The following is a 17,369-nucleotide window of genomic DNA, read 5'->3' on the forward strand; positions in this document are numbered from 1 at the left end:
ATCTACATCTGGACGTCTATTTTAATTAGGCCAATGGGTGATTGCCAGCACTATTTTGGTTTGGCGCCGCCCGAGTCGGCCTTGTCCGGTCGATCACCCCATTTGGGGTAGCCGAGGGGCATGATTGAATCGTTTTCCTGGCCAAGAAAAGCGATTGTGCTCCCAAAGCCACTTTATTCGCCCAGATAACATTTGCACGCCGCGCGCCCTGCTGGGACAATAACGCGCCTTATTCTTGGCCATCAAATGAAGCAATCGCAGGAGATACAGATGCCTTCTCGTAAAGAGCTTGCCAATGCCATTCGCGCATTGAGTATGGATGCCGTTCAAAAAGCCAACTCCGGTCACCCGGGCGCCCCCATGGGAATGGCAGATATCGCCGAAGTGCTGTGGCGTGGCCACCTCAAACATAACCCGAACAACCCCAAGTGGGCCGACCGCGACCGTTTCATTCTCTCCAACGGCCACGGCTCCATGCTGCTGTACTCCCTGCTGCACCTCTCCGGTTACGACCTCTCCATCGATGACCTGAAGAACTTCCGTCAACTGCACTCTCGCACCCCGGGTCACCCGGAGTACGGTTATGCTCCTGGCATCGAAACCACCACTGGCCCGCTGGGTCAGGGCATCACCAATGCCGTGGGCATGGCGATCGCCGAGAAGGCCATGGCCGAACAGTTCAACCAGCCGGGTCACGACATCGTCGACCACTACACCTACGCCTTCATGGGCGACGGTTGCCTGATGGAAGGTATCTCCCACGAGGCTTGCTCCCTGGCCGGTACCCTGCAATTGGGCAAGCTGATTGCCTTCTGGGATGACAACGGCATCTCCATCGACGGTCATGTCGAAGGCTGGTTCACCGATGACACTCCCAAGCGCTTCGAAGCCTACGGCTGGCACGTTATCCCGGCCGTGGACGGTCACAGCCCGGAAGCCATCAATGCCGCCATCGAAGCCGCCAAGGCCGAGACCGGCAAGCCGACCCTGATCTGCTGCCGCACCATCATAGGTTACGGTTCCCCGAACAAGTCCGGCTCCCACGATTGCCACGGCTCACCGCTGGGCAACGACGAGATCGCCGCCGCCCGTGCCTTCCTGAAGTGGGACCACGCGCCCTTCGTCATCCCGTCTGACATCGCCGCCGAGTGGAATGCTCAAGAGAAGGGCACCAAGCTGGAAGCCGACTGGGCTGCCAAGTTTGCCGCCTATGAAGCCGCGCACCCGACCCTGGCTGCCGAGTTCAAGCGTCGTACCACTGGCGAGCTGCCGGCCAACTGGGCCGCAGAATCTGCCAAGATCATCGAAGCCCTGCAAGCCAACCCGGCCAAGATCGCCACCCGTAAAGCGTCCCAGAATGCTCTGGAAGCCTTCGGCAAGCTGCTGCCCGAGTTCATGGGTGGTTCCGCGGATCTGGCGCCGTCCAACCTGACCATGTGGTCCGGTTCCAAGTCCCTGACCAACGACGACGCCTCAGGCAACTACATCCACTACGGTGTACGTGAGTTCGGCATGTCCGCCATCATGAACGGCATCGCCCTGCACGGTGGCTTCATTCCTTACGGCGCGACCTTCCTGATGTTCATGGAATACGCTCGCAACGCCCTGCGCATGGCCGCCCTGATGAAGCAGCGCGCCATCTTCGTTTACACCCACGACTCCATAGGTCTGGGTGAAGATGGCCCGACTCACCAGCCGGTTGAGCAGATCGCCTCCCTGCGTCTGACCCCGAACATGAGCACCTGGCGTCCGTGCGATCAGGTGGAATCCGCCATCGCCTGGAAGCACGCCATCGAGCGTACCGACGGCCCGACTTCCCTGATCTTCTCCCGCCAGAACCTGGCCCAGATGGACCGCACTGCCCAGCAGCTGGGCGACGTCGCCAAGGGTGGTTATGTGCTGAAGGATTGTGCCGGTACCCCGGAGATCATCCTGATCGCCACCGGTTCCGAAGTGGAGCTGGCCGTGGCTGCCTACGTTGAACTGACCGCCAAGGGCCGTGCCGTGCGCGTGGTTTCCCTGCCGGCCACCGACGTGTTCGACGCCCAATCCGCCGAGTACAAGGAATCCGTACTGCCGTCCTCCGTGACCAAGCGCGTCGCCATCGAAGCGGGCATCGCCGACTACTGGTACAAGTACGTGGGCCTGAACGGCAAGATCATCGGCATGCGCACCTTCGGTGAGTCCGCACCGGCCGAGCTGCTGTTCAAGGAATTCGGCTTTACCGTGGAAAACGTGGTTGCGACCGCAGAGTCCCTGTAACAGCCCCTGTAATCGCTGAACATTGGGCCGCTTAGGGCCCAATAGCCAGAACGATAAAACGCCCTCCATCGCAAGATAGGGGGCGTTTTTTGTTAATATAGAGATAATCGCTGGTGAATAATAAGCAAGTTGCTTGATATTCTGAAATTTTTTCTTCAACATGCTTCTATCTTGGTGCCATTCAGGGCTGCTTGTGTTGAAGGTCGAGAATACAGCTGGCGATACGATTTAAATCGCAAACCATGAGAGATTGTTAACCTATTTTATAGGCAAGTGTATATCTTTATGTATGGAAAAATCATCATCTACAAAGGTATTTTTGTATCATTTTTTATTACTGAAAGCGCTAGATACTAGGGAGTAGTAGAATATTCTGCACCAGTTATAATATTACATAAGTCAATTTTAATTATGGATTTTAATATTATGCATTATGACATGGAAAGAAATAAAGAAAACATGCAAAAAAAAGAAAATTATGAAGAGTTTAAGAGGTTTAGAAATCGAGAGCTCCTTTATCAAAAAGCTATAATTGAAAAAATAGAAGCTAGAAGTAGAACATCAAGATTGTATTTGTGGATGTTCTCTGTGAGTGTTTTTTCTATTATGTTTAGTATTATGATGTTGTTTCTTGAAGATGGTAAATATATTGATAAAACTCTTTTGCAAAAAGATATATCATTGATTATTTCAAATGATGGCGACTTGAGAGCAATCAAGCAAGCATTCGCTAATCAGCCCAAGATTAGTGATTTTAAAATAATTTTATCATCAAAGGCTGAGTATTATCCAAAAACAATTGCTCTATCTTCAGTGCTTGATGATGTACGAGTGTCTGCATTTATAAATAATGAGAAGGAACTCTTGCCAAAGTTAGAGTCAATTATGAATGAATATGAGGAAATAAACCCATTTGATAAGCTGCAAATTGGGCAAAAGGATTATTTTGAAAATATAAGAATAAAGACTGATGAAAACTACCCGAAAATTCGAAATGATATTAATAATCTTGTGGATGAACTGCATCAAAAAAATCTCTTAGTAGATGAATATCTTTCTGATTCGAAAATGTCATATTGGATTTCAATATTTGCAGTATTTTTATCTTTGGCGATTGGTGGGTATCAAATATTTACAGGAAGGCCTGAGGCATTAAAGAAGGCACTTATAGGTTTACTTAGTGAGCCAAATGCTGAGGATAACTCCAACAAGAAAAATCAACCAAATAGTTAATAATAACGACAATGTATAACTTATAGGATCTATTAATATTACAATTCCCATCTGTTAGATAGGCCTGTAAGTTCGACGCGTGAAGCGTAATTGGATGTTCGCGATTTTTAATAATTTCCCATCGTGTTACGTAAAAAGAGACCGGGCATTAGCCGGTCTCTTTTTTATTTACGGCAACACTTACACCTGCGGCGGGGTGCTTTCCGCATTGGACATCACGACATCCATCTGCACCAGGGCGCCGGCGGGCAGCTCGCTCACGCCGATCACGGTGCGGGCGGGGTGATAGCTCGGGAAATACTGGGTATAGATGGCGTTGACCGCCTCCAGATCTTCGATGTTCTTCACCTGGATATTGACCTTGACGATATCGTCCATCACATGGTTGATGCTCTCGACGATGGCCTTGATATGGCCGAGGCACTGGGCGGTCTGCTCTTTGACACAGCCGGTCAGCACCTTGCCGGTGGCCATATCCAGCGGCAGCTGGCCCGCGATATGGTTGTAGTGGGAGAAGGCGACGGTCTGGGTGTGCAGGGGGCTGCGCGGCGCCTTGTCGGTGTTGCGGGCGCGGATCACCAGGCCGTGTCTGTCTTCCACCAGTTGCGGCGGGGTGCCGTCACCGTGAGAGACCACGGCATCCATCTGCACCAGGGCGCCCATGGGCAGGGCGGAGGCGGCGATCACGGAGCGGGCCGGCAGGTAGGCGACGGCGCGAGCGATGGCGGAGTCCGGGAAGAAGGTGCGATAGACCTCGTTGACGGCGTCGATGTCCGCGAGGTTCTGCAGATAAATGGTGACCTTGACGATGTCGTCGAAGGGCACATCGATATTCTCAAGCACGGCCTTGATATGGGCCAGGCACTGGGCCGCCTGTGCCTTGATGCCACCCTCGACCAGCTTGCCCGATGCCAGATCGATGGGCAGCTGTGCCGCGATATTGTTGTAGTGGGAGAAGGCGACGGTCTGGGTATAGAGCGGGCTTTGCGGCGCCTTGTCGCTGTTGCGGGCGAGTTTCACCAGGGCGCAAGGTGCCTGGGGGAAGGTGCCTTCGCCGTTGGAGATGATGGCGTCCATCTGCACCAGGGCATGCATCGGCAGGGCGGCCACGGCGAGCACGGTGCGGGTTGGCACATAGCTTGGGAAGAATTCCGCATACACGGCATTGACCGCGTCCAGATCGGCGATCTCCTTGAGGAAGACGGTGATTTTCACTGTGTCGTCCATCACATGGCCGATGCTCTCGACGATGGCCTTGATATTGGTGAGGCACTGTCTCGCCTGATCCTTGATATCGCTACCGATCATCTTGCCGGTCTTGGGATCGACGGGCAGTTGCGCCGAAATATTGTTGTAGTGAGAGAAGGCCACTGTCTGGGTATAAGGACCCAGCTGCTGGGGGGCGTGCTCGGTATTTCTGGCGGACTTGATAATAGTGCCACTCATTATGGAAACTCCTCTTCTTTATATTATGTAGGGGTACAAGTTAACCCTGGCCACACGCTTGTCGACCTGCTGCCTAAATAGCTCGGCTGATTGGGATATCGATTTGCCAATCGCCAGCTCATCGCCTGCGAACCAAATAGGTGGAACAGGAAACGGCAACCGCTGCCTCGGTTATTGTGTCAATCCATATAAGAAGAGGATTGGATAAGAGAGGTCTGGTTTGGGTTAAGTATTTCAGACAGGAGGATTCTAGGAGTTGGGATGGGCGGGATGCAAACCGGGATCTCATTTCTATGAGATGGCTCAATGCTCTGAAATATAGCAAAACTGCTATTCAATTCACGATAAAAGATGGGCTTTACCTGCTTAGGTAGCATGTTCGACGCTGCGAGGCCGTCAGCGCTGGGTTTTCGCCCGGTTCCCCATGGGGTTCACTGTGAATAAAGCGTTAACACTATGCACCATCTTGCAGCTAATCGACATTATTATGAATGGATATGTATTTTTGGCCCTGTTCAGGGGACTATCTAGTGGACTGAAAATATGCTAGCCCATGCCCATATTGGCGCAGATAACCAGGTGCCTGAAATATGATTCACCGCTTTTGCATGAGAAGCCCATAGGGGAGGCGCCGGGGCCTAATAGATGCCATGGGATCTGGCATATATTTTCTGACCGAGAAATGAGAAACGGCGCAGCAGCAAGGCGCTGACAGCCAGATCGCCAGCCAAGCGGTGGGGGATGGCTGGATCTGGCTTTATCGATCGCGTATCAATAAGGACTGGCATTTTGCCTTCGTTGATAAGCACTGGCTGCGGCGCCAAGGCCGCCACCATTCCATTTGATAAGGAGATCACCCCATGCAGATCGTTATCGACCCCCTCGACGGCCCCGAGATCGCCGCTTTTTTGCAGGCGCATCTGGATGACATGCGCGCCGTCTCGCCGCCAGAGAGCAAGCATGCGCTGGATCTCGAAGGGCTCAAGGCGCCAGCGATCACCTTCTGGTCCGCCTACGACGAGCAGACCCTGGTGGGTTGCGGTGCCATCAAGGAGCTTGACGCCGATGGCGGTGAGATCAAATCCATGCGGGTGCACGGCACTGCCAGGGGCAAGGGGGTGGGCTCGGCCATCTTGCGCCACCTGATTGCCATCGCGCGGGGCAGGGGCTATCGCTATCTGAAGCTGGAGACCGGCTCCATGGCCTTCTTCACCCCGGCCCACGGCCTCTACCAGAAGCACGGCTTCAGGGAATGCGCACCGTTCGGGGATTATCAGGCCGACCCCAACAGCCTCTTTATGGAATTAACCATCGATCAGTAACGGTTATGCCTTCCATAGCATCTGCCGTGGCGATAAAAGGCAGTGTTTCTATCTGTTGGGGCTGGCGGCCCTGGTGGGCATGGGAAGCGAAGGGGGAGCCATCTCCCTGCTGCTGGGCGCCTGTTTGGTTCTCGGTAGTCTCGGTCTGCTCACACTCTCCCGCCTCGATCGCCACTTTCGGCTGGGGGCGCCGCTTGGTTATGTCCGCTGGTCGCTGGCGGGCTTGGTGGCCGGAACGGTAGCCTCGATGCCCCTGCTGTGGCTGCTGCCTGGACAGTGGCTATGCCTCTGGCCGCTGCTCGCGGTGGCCTATTTCCTCACACGCATACTGAGGCGATGATGCACTCCGTTCACTGGATCCCAACGCCGGCAGTGGCCCATGGCCAACCCAGTTCACACTTTTTGACTAAAAAGTTAATAACAAATTTGAATGGGAGCTGAGTCGCTTTTTTAACTTGTTATTAATCATAAGATTAGTTGTGCCGCCAGGGGCCCTTGCCGGGCAACCTGAGTGCACCGGTGTAGATAGACCCAGGGGTGGCAAGCAGGATCGCGATGCGATCATCATAAGCTGACCGTGGAGGATATATGCTGGGCTTCGTATTGGGTGACATGTATTGTCGATTGGGTTCGTACCGGCCACCGCCCCGCCTGGGCAAGCACTTTCCCATCGCCCTTGAATACCAACTGCGCGGCCGTGTCTCCGCCGCCGTCATGACAATCGAGACCCTGCTCGATACCCCCTATCCACAGAAGAAGTTCAGGGATCTGGTCTACGGCGCCTTTATCGACCGCCAGCGCCGCCTGTTCGCCGAACACGTCATCATCGCCCAGCTGGAGAGCAGCCAGGATGTCGAGCTGTCGGTGGACCTGTCATTTATCAGCACGGCGGTGCCGATCGGCCTGCTCGCCATCTCGGAGGAGATAGCGCTGCTGACCGCCCCCCGTCCCACCAAGACACACCCGCACCACGATGTGCTCTGCCAGGTGCTCGATTGCACCGCCATGCTGATGTTCTATGCCAAGGTCATTCGCCAGCGCAACGCCGTGCTGGAAAACATCGGCTACCAGTTTGGTTATCAGCCCGCTACCGAGCTGTCGGCGCGGGTCGGCACCGGCGGAGATGACGATTATGAGGCCTTTATGGTCAACGTCATGACCTGCCTGGCGCACTCCCACTCCCTCAAGGAAGCATTGGAGAATGGGGTCAAGATGGGTATCCGGGAGCCCGCCTTCTTCTGCATCGTCGGCGCCGTCGCCAGCACTCTGTGGGGCATTCCCAAGCCGTGGGCTTATCAGATCTCCCAGTTCATTCAGCGTCACAACGCCCACTACATCCAGATCCTGCTGCGCTGCGAAGCCCGGGTCGGTCGCGCCCAGATCAACCTGGTGCCTCCCAAGCCGCCCCTGTGCGCGCCGGTCAAACGGCAGGTGATCCGCTTCCTGAGAGGCGCCTTCTAGGGACGCTGACTGTGTGAGGCGCTCTGCCCCAGGGCGCCTCTTGCCTGCCATCCGTGCATCTCCTATGCCGCTCGAAGCGCGCCTCCCGTTATTGAATGGGAGGCGTGTCTCTAGAGCCTGTACGGCGTGATGCGCCGCATATGGGTGGTGCAGGGCCCTCGAATCGGATCCAGGTCGCTATTTCTCTTCAATTCCCTTGGTAATTTGGCGCCATTCGGTACTATCTGCCGCGTGTGACTCGTATGGGTAATGACTGTTCGCTCAGTGCCGATGCGACCACCCATTCCATCTTCATCAGCACCGACGGAATGGGCATCTCAAGACAAGAGACATATTGACGTGTGCTTTTCGCATCCAGGGGTATTCATCATGGCGTGTGCTATTTCCATCCGGCAGCCGGATAACAGATTGCAGATAAACAACGACAGCTATGACCTGAATAAAATAAAGGGGGTCGAGGTGAGGGTGCTGAGCTGGAAAGATCATCTGCGCAAGATGGTGTTGCTGGGCCTGGTGACCTCCAGCGTGCTCTTCTATTTCATCCCCACCGAAGAGCAGGCAAAAAGTGCGCTTCTCGTCCTCTTTCTGCCCATGGTCGCTTTCCTGGCGGGGGCATTGATGGCGCTGCTATCGAGTGCGAAATATGAGTTTCGTATCGAGTTTGCCCACGCAGATGAAACCGGCGTGCAGTGGATAACTGTGGCCAAGAGCCGCCATGCCTCCGACCATGAACTCTTTAAAGCGCAGGCGATGGCGCTCAAGGGCCTCATCAACACCTAAGTGGCGAAGCTTATCGGCGGTGATCGTCCAAGCCAGTGACTCGTGCAGGGAGGGGGGATTGCCGCCAGCCATGGCCACTGTGCTTCCTCAACAACCTATTGACCGGGTCTGAGCCTGGTGGGCCAGTGAAGGTAGCGCGGCTGATGAGGTTAGTCAGCCAAGCGCTAGCACCCTAAATCATTCCAAAATTGCATGTTTTTTATTATTTAAATTCATTTTTTGAAGGTTGTTGCGCTGCATATACTGTGACTTGCTTCACGTTCTCGGGTTTGCAGTAGCCTCTCCTTGCCAACCGCTTGCCTGAGCCGCCCCGCTGCGGCGTCTTGGTGTTTTGCATAAAGGCGTCCATCACTGGGCAGGGTCAGTCCCTGCGCCCATTACCGCTGACGGAGCCTTGCCATGTTCAGTTCCCACTCTGCCGCTTTGATTGTCGAGGGCGGCGCGATGCGCGGCATCTTTGCCAGCGGCGTACTCGATGCCTTCGTCGAAAGCCGTTACTACCCCTTTGATCTGGTCATGGGGGTGTCGGCCGGTGCCACCAACCTGGTCTCCTACCTGAGCGAGCAGCCGCGCCGCAGCCACCACATCATCACAGAGCTGGCCTGCAGCAGCGATTTCCTCGATCCCCTGCGTTTCGTGAAAGGGGGGGATCTGGTGGATATCGGCTGGCTGTGGCACACCAGTCGTCATCGTTTTCCACTGGATCTCGAGGCCTTCTGCGCCCGCGATATCACTTTCTATGCGGTTGCCACCGATGTGAACACGGGGGCTGCCGCCTACCTGCCGGTACGACCCGATAACATGGACCAGGTGTTGACCGCCACCTGCGCGCTGCCTGTGGTGCAGCACGACACTCCCTGCGTCGATGGCCGCCCCATGGCCGATGGCGGGATCAGCGACTCCATCCCTGTGATAGAGGCCTATCGCCGCGGTGTGCGCCGGATGACTGTGGTGTTATCCGAGCCCTATGGTTATCGCAAGAAGCCACCCAAATTCTGCTGGGTGGTGAAGGCGCTGCTGAAAACCCAGCCGGCACTGGCGCAGGCTATGCTGGAGCGGGATCGCTCCTACAATCGAGCCCTCGACTTCATCGCCCATCCCCCCGCCGATTGCGAGATCGAGGTGATAGCGCCGCCGACCGATTTTCCGGTCTCCCGCTTTACCCAGGATCTCTCCAAGCTGGAATCCGGCTATCTGCAGGGCTATTGGCTCGGTCGTCAGAGTCTGCTGCGAGCGGGTGACGAGGGGAGGCGAGTGCCTGAGCAAGTGGCCTAAGCCTGTTTGACGAATAGTTAGGCGGGGTTGCTCGAGTTGCAAGAAGGTGCGGCGCCGCTCCTATAGACCGCCTATCCCGCGGCACAGAAATAAACGGCCGGGGCGCTGACGCTGGCGTATGGGGGGGGTAGGGAGGGCTCTGTGCCTTCCCTGGATTGAGGCAGAGGCTGGTATTGCTCAGGCGGGATAGAGGGCGCCCAATACCGTTGGGCGGCTGGCGCCGGTAACGGCGGGCAGGTTGCCCGGCTCGCGATGAATGAAGCGCTGCGCCAGCCAGGCGAAGGCGGCCCCTTCCACCCAGTCGGGGGCGAGCCCCAGCTCTGCCGTACTGGCGAGGCGCCACTGAGGCAGCAGGACGGCGAGTTCTGCCAGCAGGGGGGCGTTGTGAGCGCCACCGCCGCAGACGAAGAGCTCGGCCTGGGCGTTATCCAGTGCAGGCAGCTGGCGGGCTATGCTGTGGCAGGTCAGCGCCTGCAAGGTGCGCTGCACATCCACGGGGGCATAGGCATCGCTTGCCAGCTCACCGTCCAGCCACTCGAGGGTAAACATCTCCCGCCCGGTGCTCTTGGGCCAGGGGGCGGCGAAGTAGGGGTGGGCCAGCAGCCTGGCAAGCAGTTCAGGGACGAGGGTGCCGCTGGCCGCCCAGCGACCGCCCGCATCATAGTCGCCACCCGCCTCGTGATGACGGCGATACCAGCCATCGAGCAGGGTGTTGGCGGGGCCGGTGTCGAAGCCATAAACCCCGTCGGGCGTGCCCGGCAGCACCGAGATATTGGCGATGCCACCGAGGTTCAACACCACCCGTAGGGCGCCGGACTTGGCGAACAGCGCCTGATGGAAGGCGGGTACCAGGGGCGCCCCCTGGCCGCCGAGGGCCATGTCCATGGTGCGAAAATCGGCGATGACATCGATACCTGTCAAGGCGGCCAACAGAGCGGCATTGCCTATTTGCAGGGTGAAACCCAGGTGGGGACGATGGCGGATGGTCTGACCGTGGGAGCCGATGGCGCGAATATCGGCGGGAGCGCGGCCCGCTTTCTTGAGCAGCGCCTGAGTGGCGGCGGCAAATTCCCGTGCCACCAGGTTGTCGGCCACCCCCATGCGATCGATCTCGTTCTCACCAGGGACGCAGAGGGCGTGCAGCTCGCGGGCGGTGTCGGCTGGCCAGGGATGACAGAGCGCCGCCTCGACCCGCAGGGCATCCCCGTCCGTTTCGATCAGTACGGCGTCTATGCCATCGAGGCTGGTCCCCGACATCAATCCGATATAGCGCTCAGTCATGATATGCCTCTGCTTGTTGAGAACATGCGTGCGAAACGAAGGGTAGGACTCCTGAATCGATACCAGAGCATATGTCAGTGCCCGATATCGGCCCGATATCAGGCTCCTTCATTCCACACCACCCTGGTGACGTGATTCCGCCATCAGGCTTAGATGTTGCCACCGTCCTGTTTATGCTGCGCCAGCTGCAGCTCGTTGCTGTCGAGTTTGGCGAGCTGGGGCATGGCCTGAGCCCTGAAGTTCGCCAGCTCTCGTCCACTCAGGGTTTCAGCCTGGGGCAGATTCAGGGTGCGCGGGTTCTTGTGCACGCCGCCCACCACAAATTCATAGTGCAGATGTGGTCCGGTAACCCGGCCAGTGCCGCCCAAGAGACCTATGGTCTGCCCCTGCTTGACCCGCTGGCCTTTGTTTACCGTGCGTTTGGAGAGGTGCAGGTATTTGGTCACAAAGTTGCCGGCGTGCTTGATAAAGACGTAGTTGCCGTTGAACTGGTTGTAACCGGCCGCCACCACGCTGCCGCCGCCTGCGGCCATGATGGGGGTGCCCACCGGCGCCACATAGTCGATGCCGTTGTGGGGGCGCACCTTGCCGGTGACCGGATGCAGGCGGCGCGGGTTGAAGTTGGAGCTGATGTATTTGAAGTTGACCGGCGCGCGCAGGAAGCTCTTGCGCATCGCCTTGCCCTCCGGCGTGTAGTAGTTGCCATCCTCGTTCAGCACGGCGCGGTAGATGGCGCCCTGGTTGATGAACTCGGCGGCCAGGATATCGCCGGAGGCGACCCGCTCGTCATCCTGATACTTGTCCTGATAGACCACCCGGAAGCTGTCCCCCGGTTGCAAGTCCTGGGCGAAGTCGATGTCCCAGCCAAAGATGGCGGCGAGATCCATGATCTGATCTTCGGTCATGCCCGCTTCGGCGGCGGCGCCCCAGAAGCTGGAGCGAATTTCGCCCTTGGCCACCTGCTCGCGGGTATCGAGCTCGAGTTTGACCGGTTTGGCGATGAAGCCTTCGGCCTTGCGGCTCACCTTTAGCGCCTGCTCCAGGCTGTGAGGGTAATAAAGGCTCTGCAGATCGCCGCCCTTGGTGAGCTTGAAGGTGAGTTCCTGACCCGGTTGCAGGGTGCGCAGCGGGTTGGTGGCCTCCAGCTGGGCGATGAGGTAGAGATCGCTGGCGCTAAGGCCAAGGCGCTGGAAGATGACCTGCATGTTGTCGCCCGCGCGCACCTTCACCTGCTTGGTGACATAGCTCGGCTTGGCGGATTTCTGTGCCAGGGCCTGGGGCTGCGCCTCGCCGTCATCGAGGGGGGAGGCATCGGCGAGGGGCTCGTCATCATTGACCCGGGTGGCCACCGCCTGCTCGCTTGGCCAGGCTGCCAGCATCATCACCATGATGCTCAGGATCAGCACCATCTTGCGGTGCCAGGTAGGAAGAGAGTTGAAGGCGTTCCAAATAATCATCGAGGCAGACGGGTCGAGAGGAGAAAGAACGTCGGATTTTACAGCCTTTCCAATTGGCCCGCCATTCCAGTAATATGTTTGGCCCTGTGGAATCGTGATTGGAGAGTCAAAAAATGTCCCAGCTCGAGGTGGCGCTAGCCGAGATCAAGCGCGGAGCGGAAGAAATTCTGGTGGAAGAAGAACTTGTCGCCAAGTTGAAGGAAGGGCGCCCGCTGCGCATCAAGCTGGGGATGGACCCGACGGCTCCCGACATTCACCTCGGCCACACAGTGATCCTCAACAAGCTGAAGACCTTCCAGGATCTGGGGCACGAGATCATCCTGCTGATCGGTGACTTCACCGCCATGGTGGGGGATCCCTCCGGCAAGAACGCCACCCGTCCGCCGCTCTCCGAAGAGGCCATCAAGCACAACGCCCTCACCTATGCGGAGCAGGCGTTCAAGATTCTTGATCCCGCCAAGACCCGCATCGAGTACAACTCCACCTGGCTGAAAGAACTGGGCGCGACCGGCATGATCAAGCTGGCGGCCAAGCAGACAGTGGCTCGCATGATGGAGCGCGACGACTTCAAGAAGCGCTACTCCGGCGGCCAGTCCATCGCCATTCACGAATTCCTCTACCCGCTGCTGCAAGGCTATGACTCGGTCGCGCTGAAGGCGGACGTGGAGCTCGGCGGTACCGATCAGAAGTTCAACCTGCTGATGGGTCGTGAGCTGCAAAAAGACGCCGGCATGGCGACCCAGTGTGTGCTGATGATGCCGCTGCTGGTGGGTCTGGACGGCGTCAAGAAGATGTCCAAGTCCGCCGCCAACTATATCGGCGTGCACGATGCCCCGGGCGAGATGTTCGGCAAGATCATGTCCATCACAGATGACCTGATGTGGAACTACTACGAGCTGCTCTCCTTCCGCCCGCTGACCGAGATCGACGGCTTCAAGGCTGGCATCGCTGCCGGTACCCTGAACCCGCGCGATGTTAAGATCTGGCTGGCCAAAGAGATCATCACTCGCTACCACGACGCCGCGGCAGCCGAGGCGGCCCACGAAGACTTCACCCAGCGCTTCTCCAAGAACGCCATCCCGGACGAGATGCCGGAAGTCGAGCTGGCGCTGGAAGGGGAAGGCCTGCCCATCGCCAACTTGCTCAAGGATGCCGGTCTGGTGGAGACCACCTCGGAGGCGCTGCGCATGATCAAGCAGGGCGCGGTCAAGCGTGACGGCGACAAGCTGGACGATGGCAAGGCGCTCATCGGTGCCGGCACCGCCGTCTATCAGGTCGGCAAGCGCAAGTTTGCCCGGGTCACCGTCAAGTAAGAACGACCCTCCTGATAAAAAGGCCTCCATCTGGAGGCCTTTTTGTTGGCTCATTCCCGCAGGAAGAAGGGATTAGCCCTCTTTTTTAAGGAAGTTGCGATAGAGCATATAGAGGTGGGCCGAGCTCCAGCTGAAGTTGCTGGCCCCCTGCATGGCGCCGGTTTCCGGGTTGTAGTTCTCGCGGATGGGGCCACTGCCCGCCAGCCCCTCGGCATTGCTAAACAGCTTGTTGACCAGCGCCTGGGCATCGCTGCGATAGCCGTAGTTCTCCAGCCCCTTCACCCCGAAGTAGAACTGATCCAGCCAGACCCGGCCGCGCCAGTAGATGTTGGGGTCATAGGCCGGGTTGGTCAGGGCCGCCGTGCCGAGCGGCACCTTGGTGTTGAACTCCTGGCTGCTCAGCATCACCTCGCGCACCCGCGCGGCTTTCTCTTTATCCGCCACCTCGGCCCAGAGCGGGCTCCAGCCTTCCGGACCACGGCCACGGGCGGTCAGCAGCTTGCCGACGCAGCCGTTGGCGTCCGCCACGTCCCCTTGATGGATCTGGCGATCGTAATAGAAGCCGGAGGCCTCATCGAACAGGCAGGTGTTGATGTAACCGGCGAGCTGGGTCGCACCTTCGCGATAGCGGCTTGCGTCATCGGGCTTGCCCAGCAGATCCGCCATGTCCGCCAGGATGCGCTTCTCCTTGGCGAGGAAGGCGTTCAGCTCCACCGACTCCTGATCGATGGAGAAGCCGATGAGGCTGCCGTCGTCCTCGTGGTTCTCGAAGAAGGCGACGTTCCAGTCCTGGCGCGCCTTGGCAATGTCACCGCCATAGGTCTTGTCGGCGTAGCGTTTGAGTTGATCTTGCTCGATAAAGCCGAAGCGAGCGGCGTTGTCCATGCCGGACTCCCAGCCGGCGCCGTGCTGGGCACCTATATCCATGTCGCTGTAACCGCCGACGCTCAAGACCTTCTGGTAGAGCGGCATGCCAGCGCAGGCGTACCAGCCATCCCCCTCGGCGGTACAGCTCGACAGGTCAATCTCGGCTGGCACGCTGGCGTACTGCACCTTGAAGGTGATATTGCCGAACTCGTCGTTGTGCTCGACGTGCCTGGTGGCACCGTATTCGATGATGCCGTTGCGGTTGTTGTCCCGCGCTCTGAACCACCAGTCGTGGTAGGCCTGGAGCTTGGGATACATCTCGGCGATGAAGGCCTTGTCCTTGGTCGCGCTGTAAATTTCCCAGATGGCCCAGGCGGAGAGGGGCGGCTTGGTGTCGCGCTCGTTCCAGTTGCCGCCGTCACAGCCCCGATCGGACAGCTTGTTGTAGAAGACGGCGTCGATCACCATGCCGGCGTCCTGGGGGCGCACCGGATCATTGGGCTGAATTTGGTAGTCATACATGGCGCGCACGTTGTTCTTGGCCACTTCCGGGTTGAAGTGGGCCATGGCGTAGGCGTGCTTCCAGCTGTCCCAGGCCCAGACGCCGTCGAACCAGCGGGCCGTGTTGGACGGGGTCACCCCGTCGTGGAGTATGTTGCCTGCCGGTGAGCGCCAGTTGCCGTTGAGGGTCTCCATCGCCTTGACCGCGATGCGCCGCTCGGATTCGCCGATCCCCTGATTGGAGAGACCGAGCTCGAGATACCCTTCCCAGCGGCGGATGGAGTCGTCGAAATAGTTGGCGGGGTTGGCCAGCAGGGCCTGGCGGCTCTGCTCGAAGCGGCTTGCCTCATCGCTCGAGTGCACATAGCTCTGCAGGGTGTACAGATCCTGCTGGCCCTTGGCCGCCAGGGTGAGGCTGGCCTCGCTCACATAGCCGAGTTCCTTCTCATCCAACCTGGTGCGGGTCGGCAGGGTGCGATCGATGCGATAGCGGGCGCTGCCGCTCTGCATCATGTTCCAGGTGCTGCGCAGCTCGCCGAACTGGAACTCGATGCCCTGCTCGCTCTGGCTGATGGTGCGGGTCCAATCCGGGTACTGCTCGGCCACCGTCTTCTTGGCATCCCACTGCTGGAGCAGCTCACCCTGCCAGCTGAGGTTCAAGGTCAGCGGCGCGTCCTGATTGTTGATGAGGCGGGTGCGGACCAGAGCGGTGCGGGCATCGCCGTAGCGCAGCTCCAGCTCCAGGGTGAAGGGCTCGAACTCGAAGCGCTGGATGAGTGCCCCCGGGATGGCGTGGATGTCATGCTTGCTGGCGGCGGTGAGTGGATATTGGCGGCCGCTCTCATCGCTCAGGGTCAGCTTGTCCAGTTCGCTTGCGAAGAACAGGCTGTACTCCTCGGCGATCACCATGGGGCCGGTGAAGCCTCCCCATTCGTTCTCGCCGGCGGGCAGCAGGAAGCCGTGCCAGGCGCCGAGATCCAGCAGCGGGTTGTATTTGAGGTTGGAGTAGCTGTCAAAGTCTCGGAACTGGAGCGGGGTGCCGCTGCGATCGATCACATCCTGATACTGGCTCGCCAGGGTCGGGGTGGCTGTGGTCGGGGCGCTGGAATCATTGCCGTTGCAGGCGGTGAGGCCAAACAGGGCGACGCCGAGGGCGATGGAAAGTAAACTTTTACGAAACATGTCTCGCTCCAATTACTGTTTTGTAGGTTGAGGTAGGTGTTTTTTTATCTATTTTTTAGTGAAAGCGTTTGCGAGTGCCATTGTATGGCAAGAGGACAGGAAAGGTTGGAGCTGCATCACACTCTCCAGGCGGGAGTGTGTGAGGTGGATCACCTGGTTACATGATGTTACTCGGGGTTTATTTTTAGTAACTATTTACTTTTGGGGATGGCTCGGCTGTGGGGCAGGTACGCAGATACTGATGAGGGGTCAGGCCGAACTCCTGCTTGAAGCGGGCGGCGAAGCGGCTGGGGGCATCGTAACCGCAGGCGAGGGCGGCCTCCAGCGGGCTCAGTCCCCGCTGCAGCAGGGTGAGGGCATGGCTCATGCGCACCTGGGTCAGCACCTGCCGAAAGCTGCGCCCCTCGGCGGCCAGCTTGCGCACCAGGGAGGCGCGGCTCATGGAAAAATGGGGGGCCAGCCCCTCCAGGCTGTGATCGGCGCCGGGCTCCACGCTGAGATAACGGGCCAGCCGCTCCCCCAGGCTCATGGTGCTGGCGGGAAACAGCAGGCCAAGGGCCCCTTCGGCCTGAAGCTCGGCGTAGAAGCCGTGCAGCAGCTGGATCTCGGCGGCGCGACTGAGGCGACGCTCCGCCATGGCGCAGATGAGCTCGTGGCAGTAGGCGAGCCCTGGGGTGACTCTCTGTCTGGGATCCGGGGGGAGGGGCGTGCCGGCATCCGCCAGCCACTCGGCCGGTGGCGGGGCCAGCAGGGTCAGGGAGTGGGAGCTGAACTTGCCCTGCTCCGGCTGGTTGACGAAGGTGAGCTGGTGGCCGGCGGGGATCAGCAGCCAGCTCTCCTTGTCAAAGGAGAGGCGCCGATCCTGCCACCACAGCTGCTTGTGCCCCTGCTGCACCCAGATGACGGTCGGCGCATAGATGAGCACCCGATGCAGGGGCTGCTGGCGGATCCCGCGATAACGGCTCTGCTGCAACAAGGGGGTGCTCATC

The 17,369-nt window shown here is 58.5% G+C and carries 12 protein-coding genes; 7 read left to right on the forward strand and 5 right to left on the reverse strand.

The genetic code is table 11. The features are described 5' to 3' along the window. Positions 1 to 270 precede the first annotated feature (270 nt). Both tkt and CUC44_RS21035 read left to right on the forward strand, forming a co-directional pair. Positions 271 to 2,262, forward strand: a complete 1,992-nt coding sequence (gene tkt / locus CUC44_RS16725; RefSeq protein WP_100861009.1) for a transketolase — start codon at positions 271 to 273, stop codon at positions 2,260 to 2,262. 438 nt (positions 2,263 to 2,700) lie between these two features. Continuing rightward, complete coding sequence (locus CUC44_RS21035) at positions 2,701 to 3,495, forward strand: hypothetical protein (RefSeq protein ID WP_157812798.1); 795 nt, start codon at positions 2,701 to 2,703, stop codon at positions 3,493 to 3,495. Between the two features lie 180 nt (positions 3,496 to 3,675). Here the strand turns inward: CUC44_RS21035 and CUC44_RS16730 are convergent, their stop codons facing one another. Beyond that, positions 3,676 to 4,941: a RidA family protein gene (locus CUC44_RS16730; protein WP_100861010.1), complete on the reverse strand. Its 1,266-nt coding sequence runs from the start codon at positions 4,939 to 4,941 to the stop codon at positions 3,676 to 3,678. Between the two features lie 860 nt (positions 4,942 to 5,801). Between CUC44_RS16730 and CUC44_RS16735 the strand changes: the two genes are divergently transcribed. The 4 genes from CUC44_RS16735 (at position 5,802) to CUC44_RS16755 (ending at position 9,779) form a co-directional block, all read left to right on the forward strand. After that, positions 5,802 to 6,263 (forward strand): GNAT family N-acetyltransferase, encoded by a 462-nt coding sequence (locus tag CUC44_RS16735; protein ID WP_100861011.1) that lies wholly within the window; start codon positions 5,802 to 5,804, stop codon positions 6,261 to 6,263. Positions 6,264 to 6,851: 588 nt separating this feature from the next. Continuing rightward, positions 6,852 to 7,724 carry a hypothetical protein gene (locus tag CUC44_RS16745; RefSeq protein WP_100861013.1) on the forward strand — a complete coding sequence of 291 codons (873 nt, stop codon included), beginning with the start codon at positions 6,852 to 6,854 and terminating at the stop codon, positions 7,722 to 7,724. Positions 7,725 to 8,093: 369 nt separating this feature from the next. Then, entirely contained in the window at positions 8,094 to 8,504 is a 411-nt protein-coding gene (locus CUC44_RS16750; RefSeq protein WP_208621084.1) for a DUF6232 family protein, read from the forward strand. A 399-nt stretch (positions 8,505 to 8,903) separates the two neighbouring features. Next, positions 8,904 to 9,779: a patatin-like phospholipase family protein gene (locus tag CUC44_RS16755; RefSeq protein ID WP_100861014.1), complete on the forward strand. Its 876-nt coding sequence runs from the start codon at positions 8,904 to 8,906 to the stop codon at positions 9,777 to 9,779. A gap of 177 nt (positions 9,780 to 9,956) precedes the next feature. Here CUC44_RS16755 and CUC44_RS16760 read toward each other — a convergent pair whose 3' ends face one another. Further along, on the reverse strand, positions 9,957 to 11,060 hold the full coding sequence (locus CUC44_RS16760; RefSeq protein ID WP_100861015.1) for an anhydro-N-acetylmuramic acid kinase: 1,104 nt from the start codon (positions 11,058 to 11,060) through the stop codon (positions 9,957 to 9,959). Between the two features lie 149 nt (positions 11,061 to 11,209). After that, positions 11,210 to 12,517: a peptidoglycan DD-metalloendopeptidase family protein gene (locus tag CUC44_RS16765; protein WP_100861016.1), complete on the reverse strand. Its 1,308-nt coding sequence runs from the start codon at positions 12,515 to 12,517 to the stop codon at positions 11,210 to 11,212. A 113-nt stretch (positions 12,518 to 12,630) separates the two neighbouring features. Between CUC44_RS16765 and tyrS the strand changes: the two genes are divergently transcribed. Next, entirely contained in the window at positions 12,631 to 13,830 is a 1,200-nt protein-coding gene (tyrS, locus tag CUC44_RS16770) for a tyrosine--tRNA ligase (protein ID WP_100861017.1), read from the forward strand. Between the two features lie 72 nt (positions 13,831 to 13,902). Here tyrS and ygjK read toward each other — a convergent pair whose 3' ends face one another. After that, entirely contained in the window at positions 13,903 to 16,380 is a 2,478-nt protein-coding gene (gene ygjK, locus CUC44_RS16775) for an alpha-glucosidase (protein WP_100861018.1), read from the reverse strand. Positions 16,381 to 16,564: 184 nt separating this feature from the next. Then, on the reverse strand, positions 16,565 to 17,368 hold the full coding sequence (locus tag CUC44_RS16780; RefSeq protein ID WP_100861019.1) for a helix-turn-helix transcriptional regulator: 804 nt from the start codon (positions 17,366 to 17,368) through the stop codon (positions 16,565 to 16,567). Position 17,369 lies beyond the last annotated feature (1 nt).

It is taken from the genome of Aeromonas lusitana (assembly GCF_002812985.1).
Taxonomy (GTDB): domain Bacteria; phylum Pseudomonadota; class Gammaproteobacteria; order Enterobacterales; family Aeromonadaceae; genus Aeromonas; species Aeromonas lusitana.

Coding starts and splice junctions, on each gene's coding strand:
- CUC44_RS16760 (WP_100861015.1), bottom strand. CDS start 11,060: ATGACTGAGCGCTATATCGGATTGATGTCGGGGACCAGCCTCGATGGC.
- CUC44_RS16765 (WP_100861016.1), bottom strand. CDS start 12,517: ATGATTATTTGGAACGCCTTCAACTCTCTTCCTACCTGGCACCGCAAG.
- CUC44_RS16735 (WP_100861011.1), top strand. CDS start 5,802: ATGCAGATCGTTATCGACCCCCTCGACGGCCCCGAGATCGCCGCTTTT.
- CUC44_RS16730 (WP_100861010.1), bottom strand. CDS start 4,941: ATGAGTGGCACTATTATCAAGTCCGCCAGAAATACCGAGCACGCCCCC.
- CUC44_RS16780 (WP_100861019.1), bottom strand. CDS start 17,368: ATGAGCACCCCCTTGTTGCAGCAGAGCCGTTATCGCGGGATCCGCCAG.
- CUC44_RS16745 (WP_100861013.1), top strand. CDS start 6,852: ATGCTGGGCTTCGTATTGGGTGACATGTATTGTCGATTGGGTTCGTAC.
- tkt (WP_100861009.1), top strand. CDS start 271: ATGCCTTCTCGTAAAGAGCTTGCCAATGCCATTCGCGCATTGAGTATG.
- CUC44_RS16755 (WP_100861014.1), top strand. CDS start 8,904: ATGTTCAGTTCCCACTCTGCCGCTTTGATTGTCGAGGGCGGCGCGATG.
- tyrS (WP_100861017.1), top strand. CDS start 12,631: ATGTCCCAGCTCGAGGTGGCGCTAGCCGAGATCAAGCGCGGAGCGGAA.
- CUC44_RS21035 (WP_157812798.1), top strand. CDS start 2,701: ATGGAAAGAAATAAAGAAAACATGCAAAAAAAAGAAAATTATGAAGAG.
- CUC44_RS16750 (WP_208621084.1), top strand. CDS start 8,094: ATGGCGTGTGCTATTTCCATCCGGCAGCCGGATAACAGATTGCAGATA.
- ygjK (WP_100861018.1), bottom strand. CDS start 16,380: ATGTTTCGTAAAAGTTTACTTTCCATCGCCCTCGGCGTCGCCCTGTTT.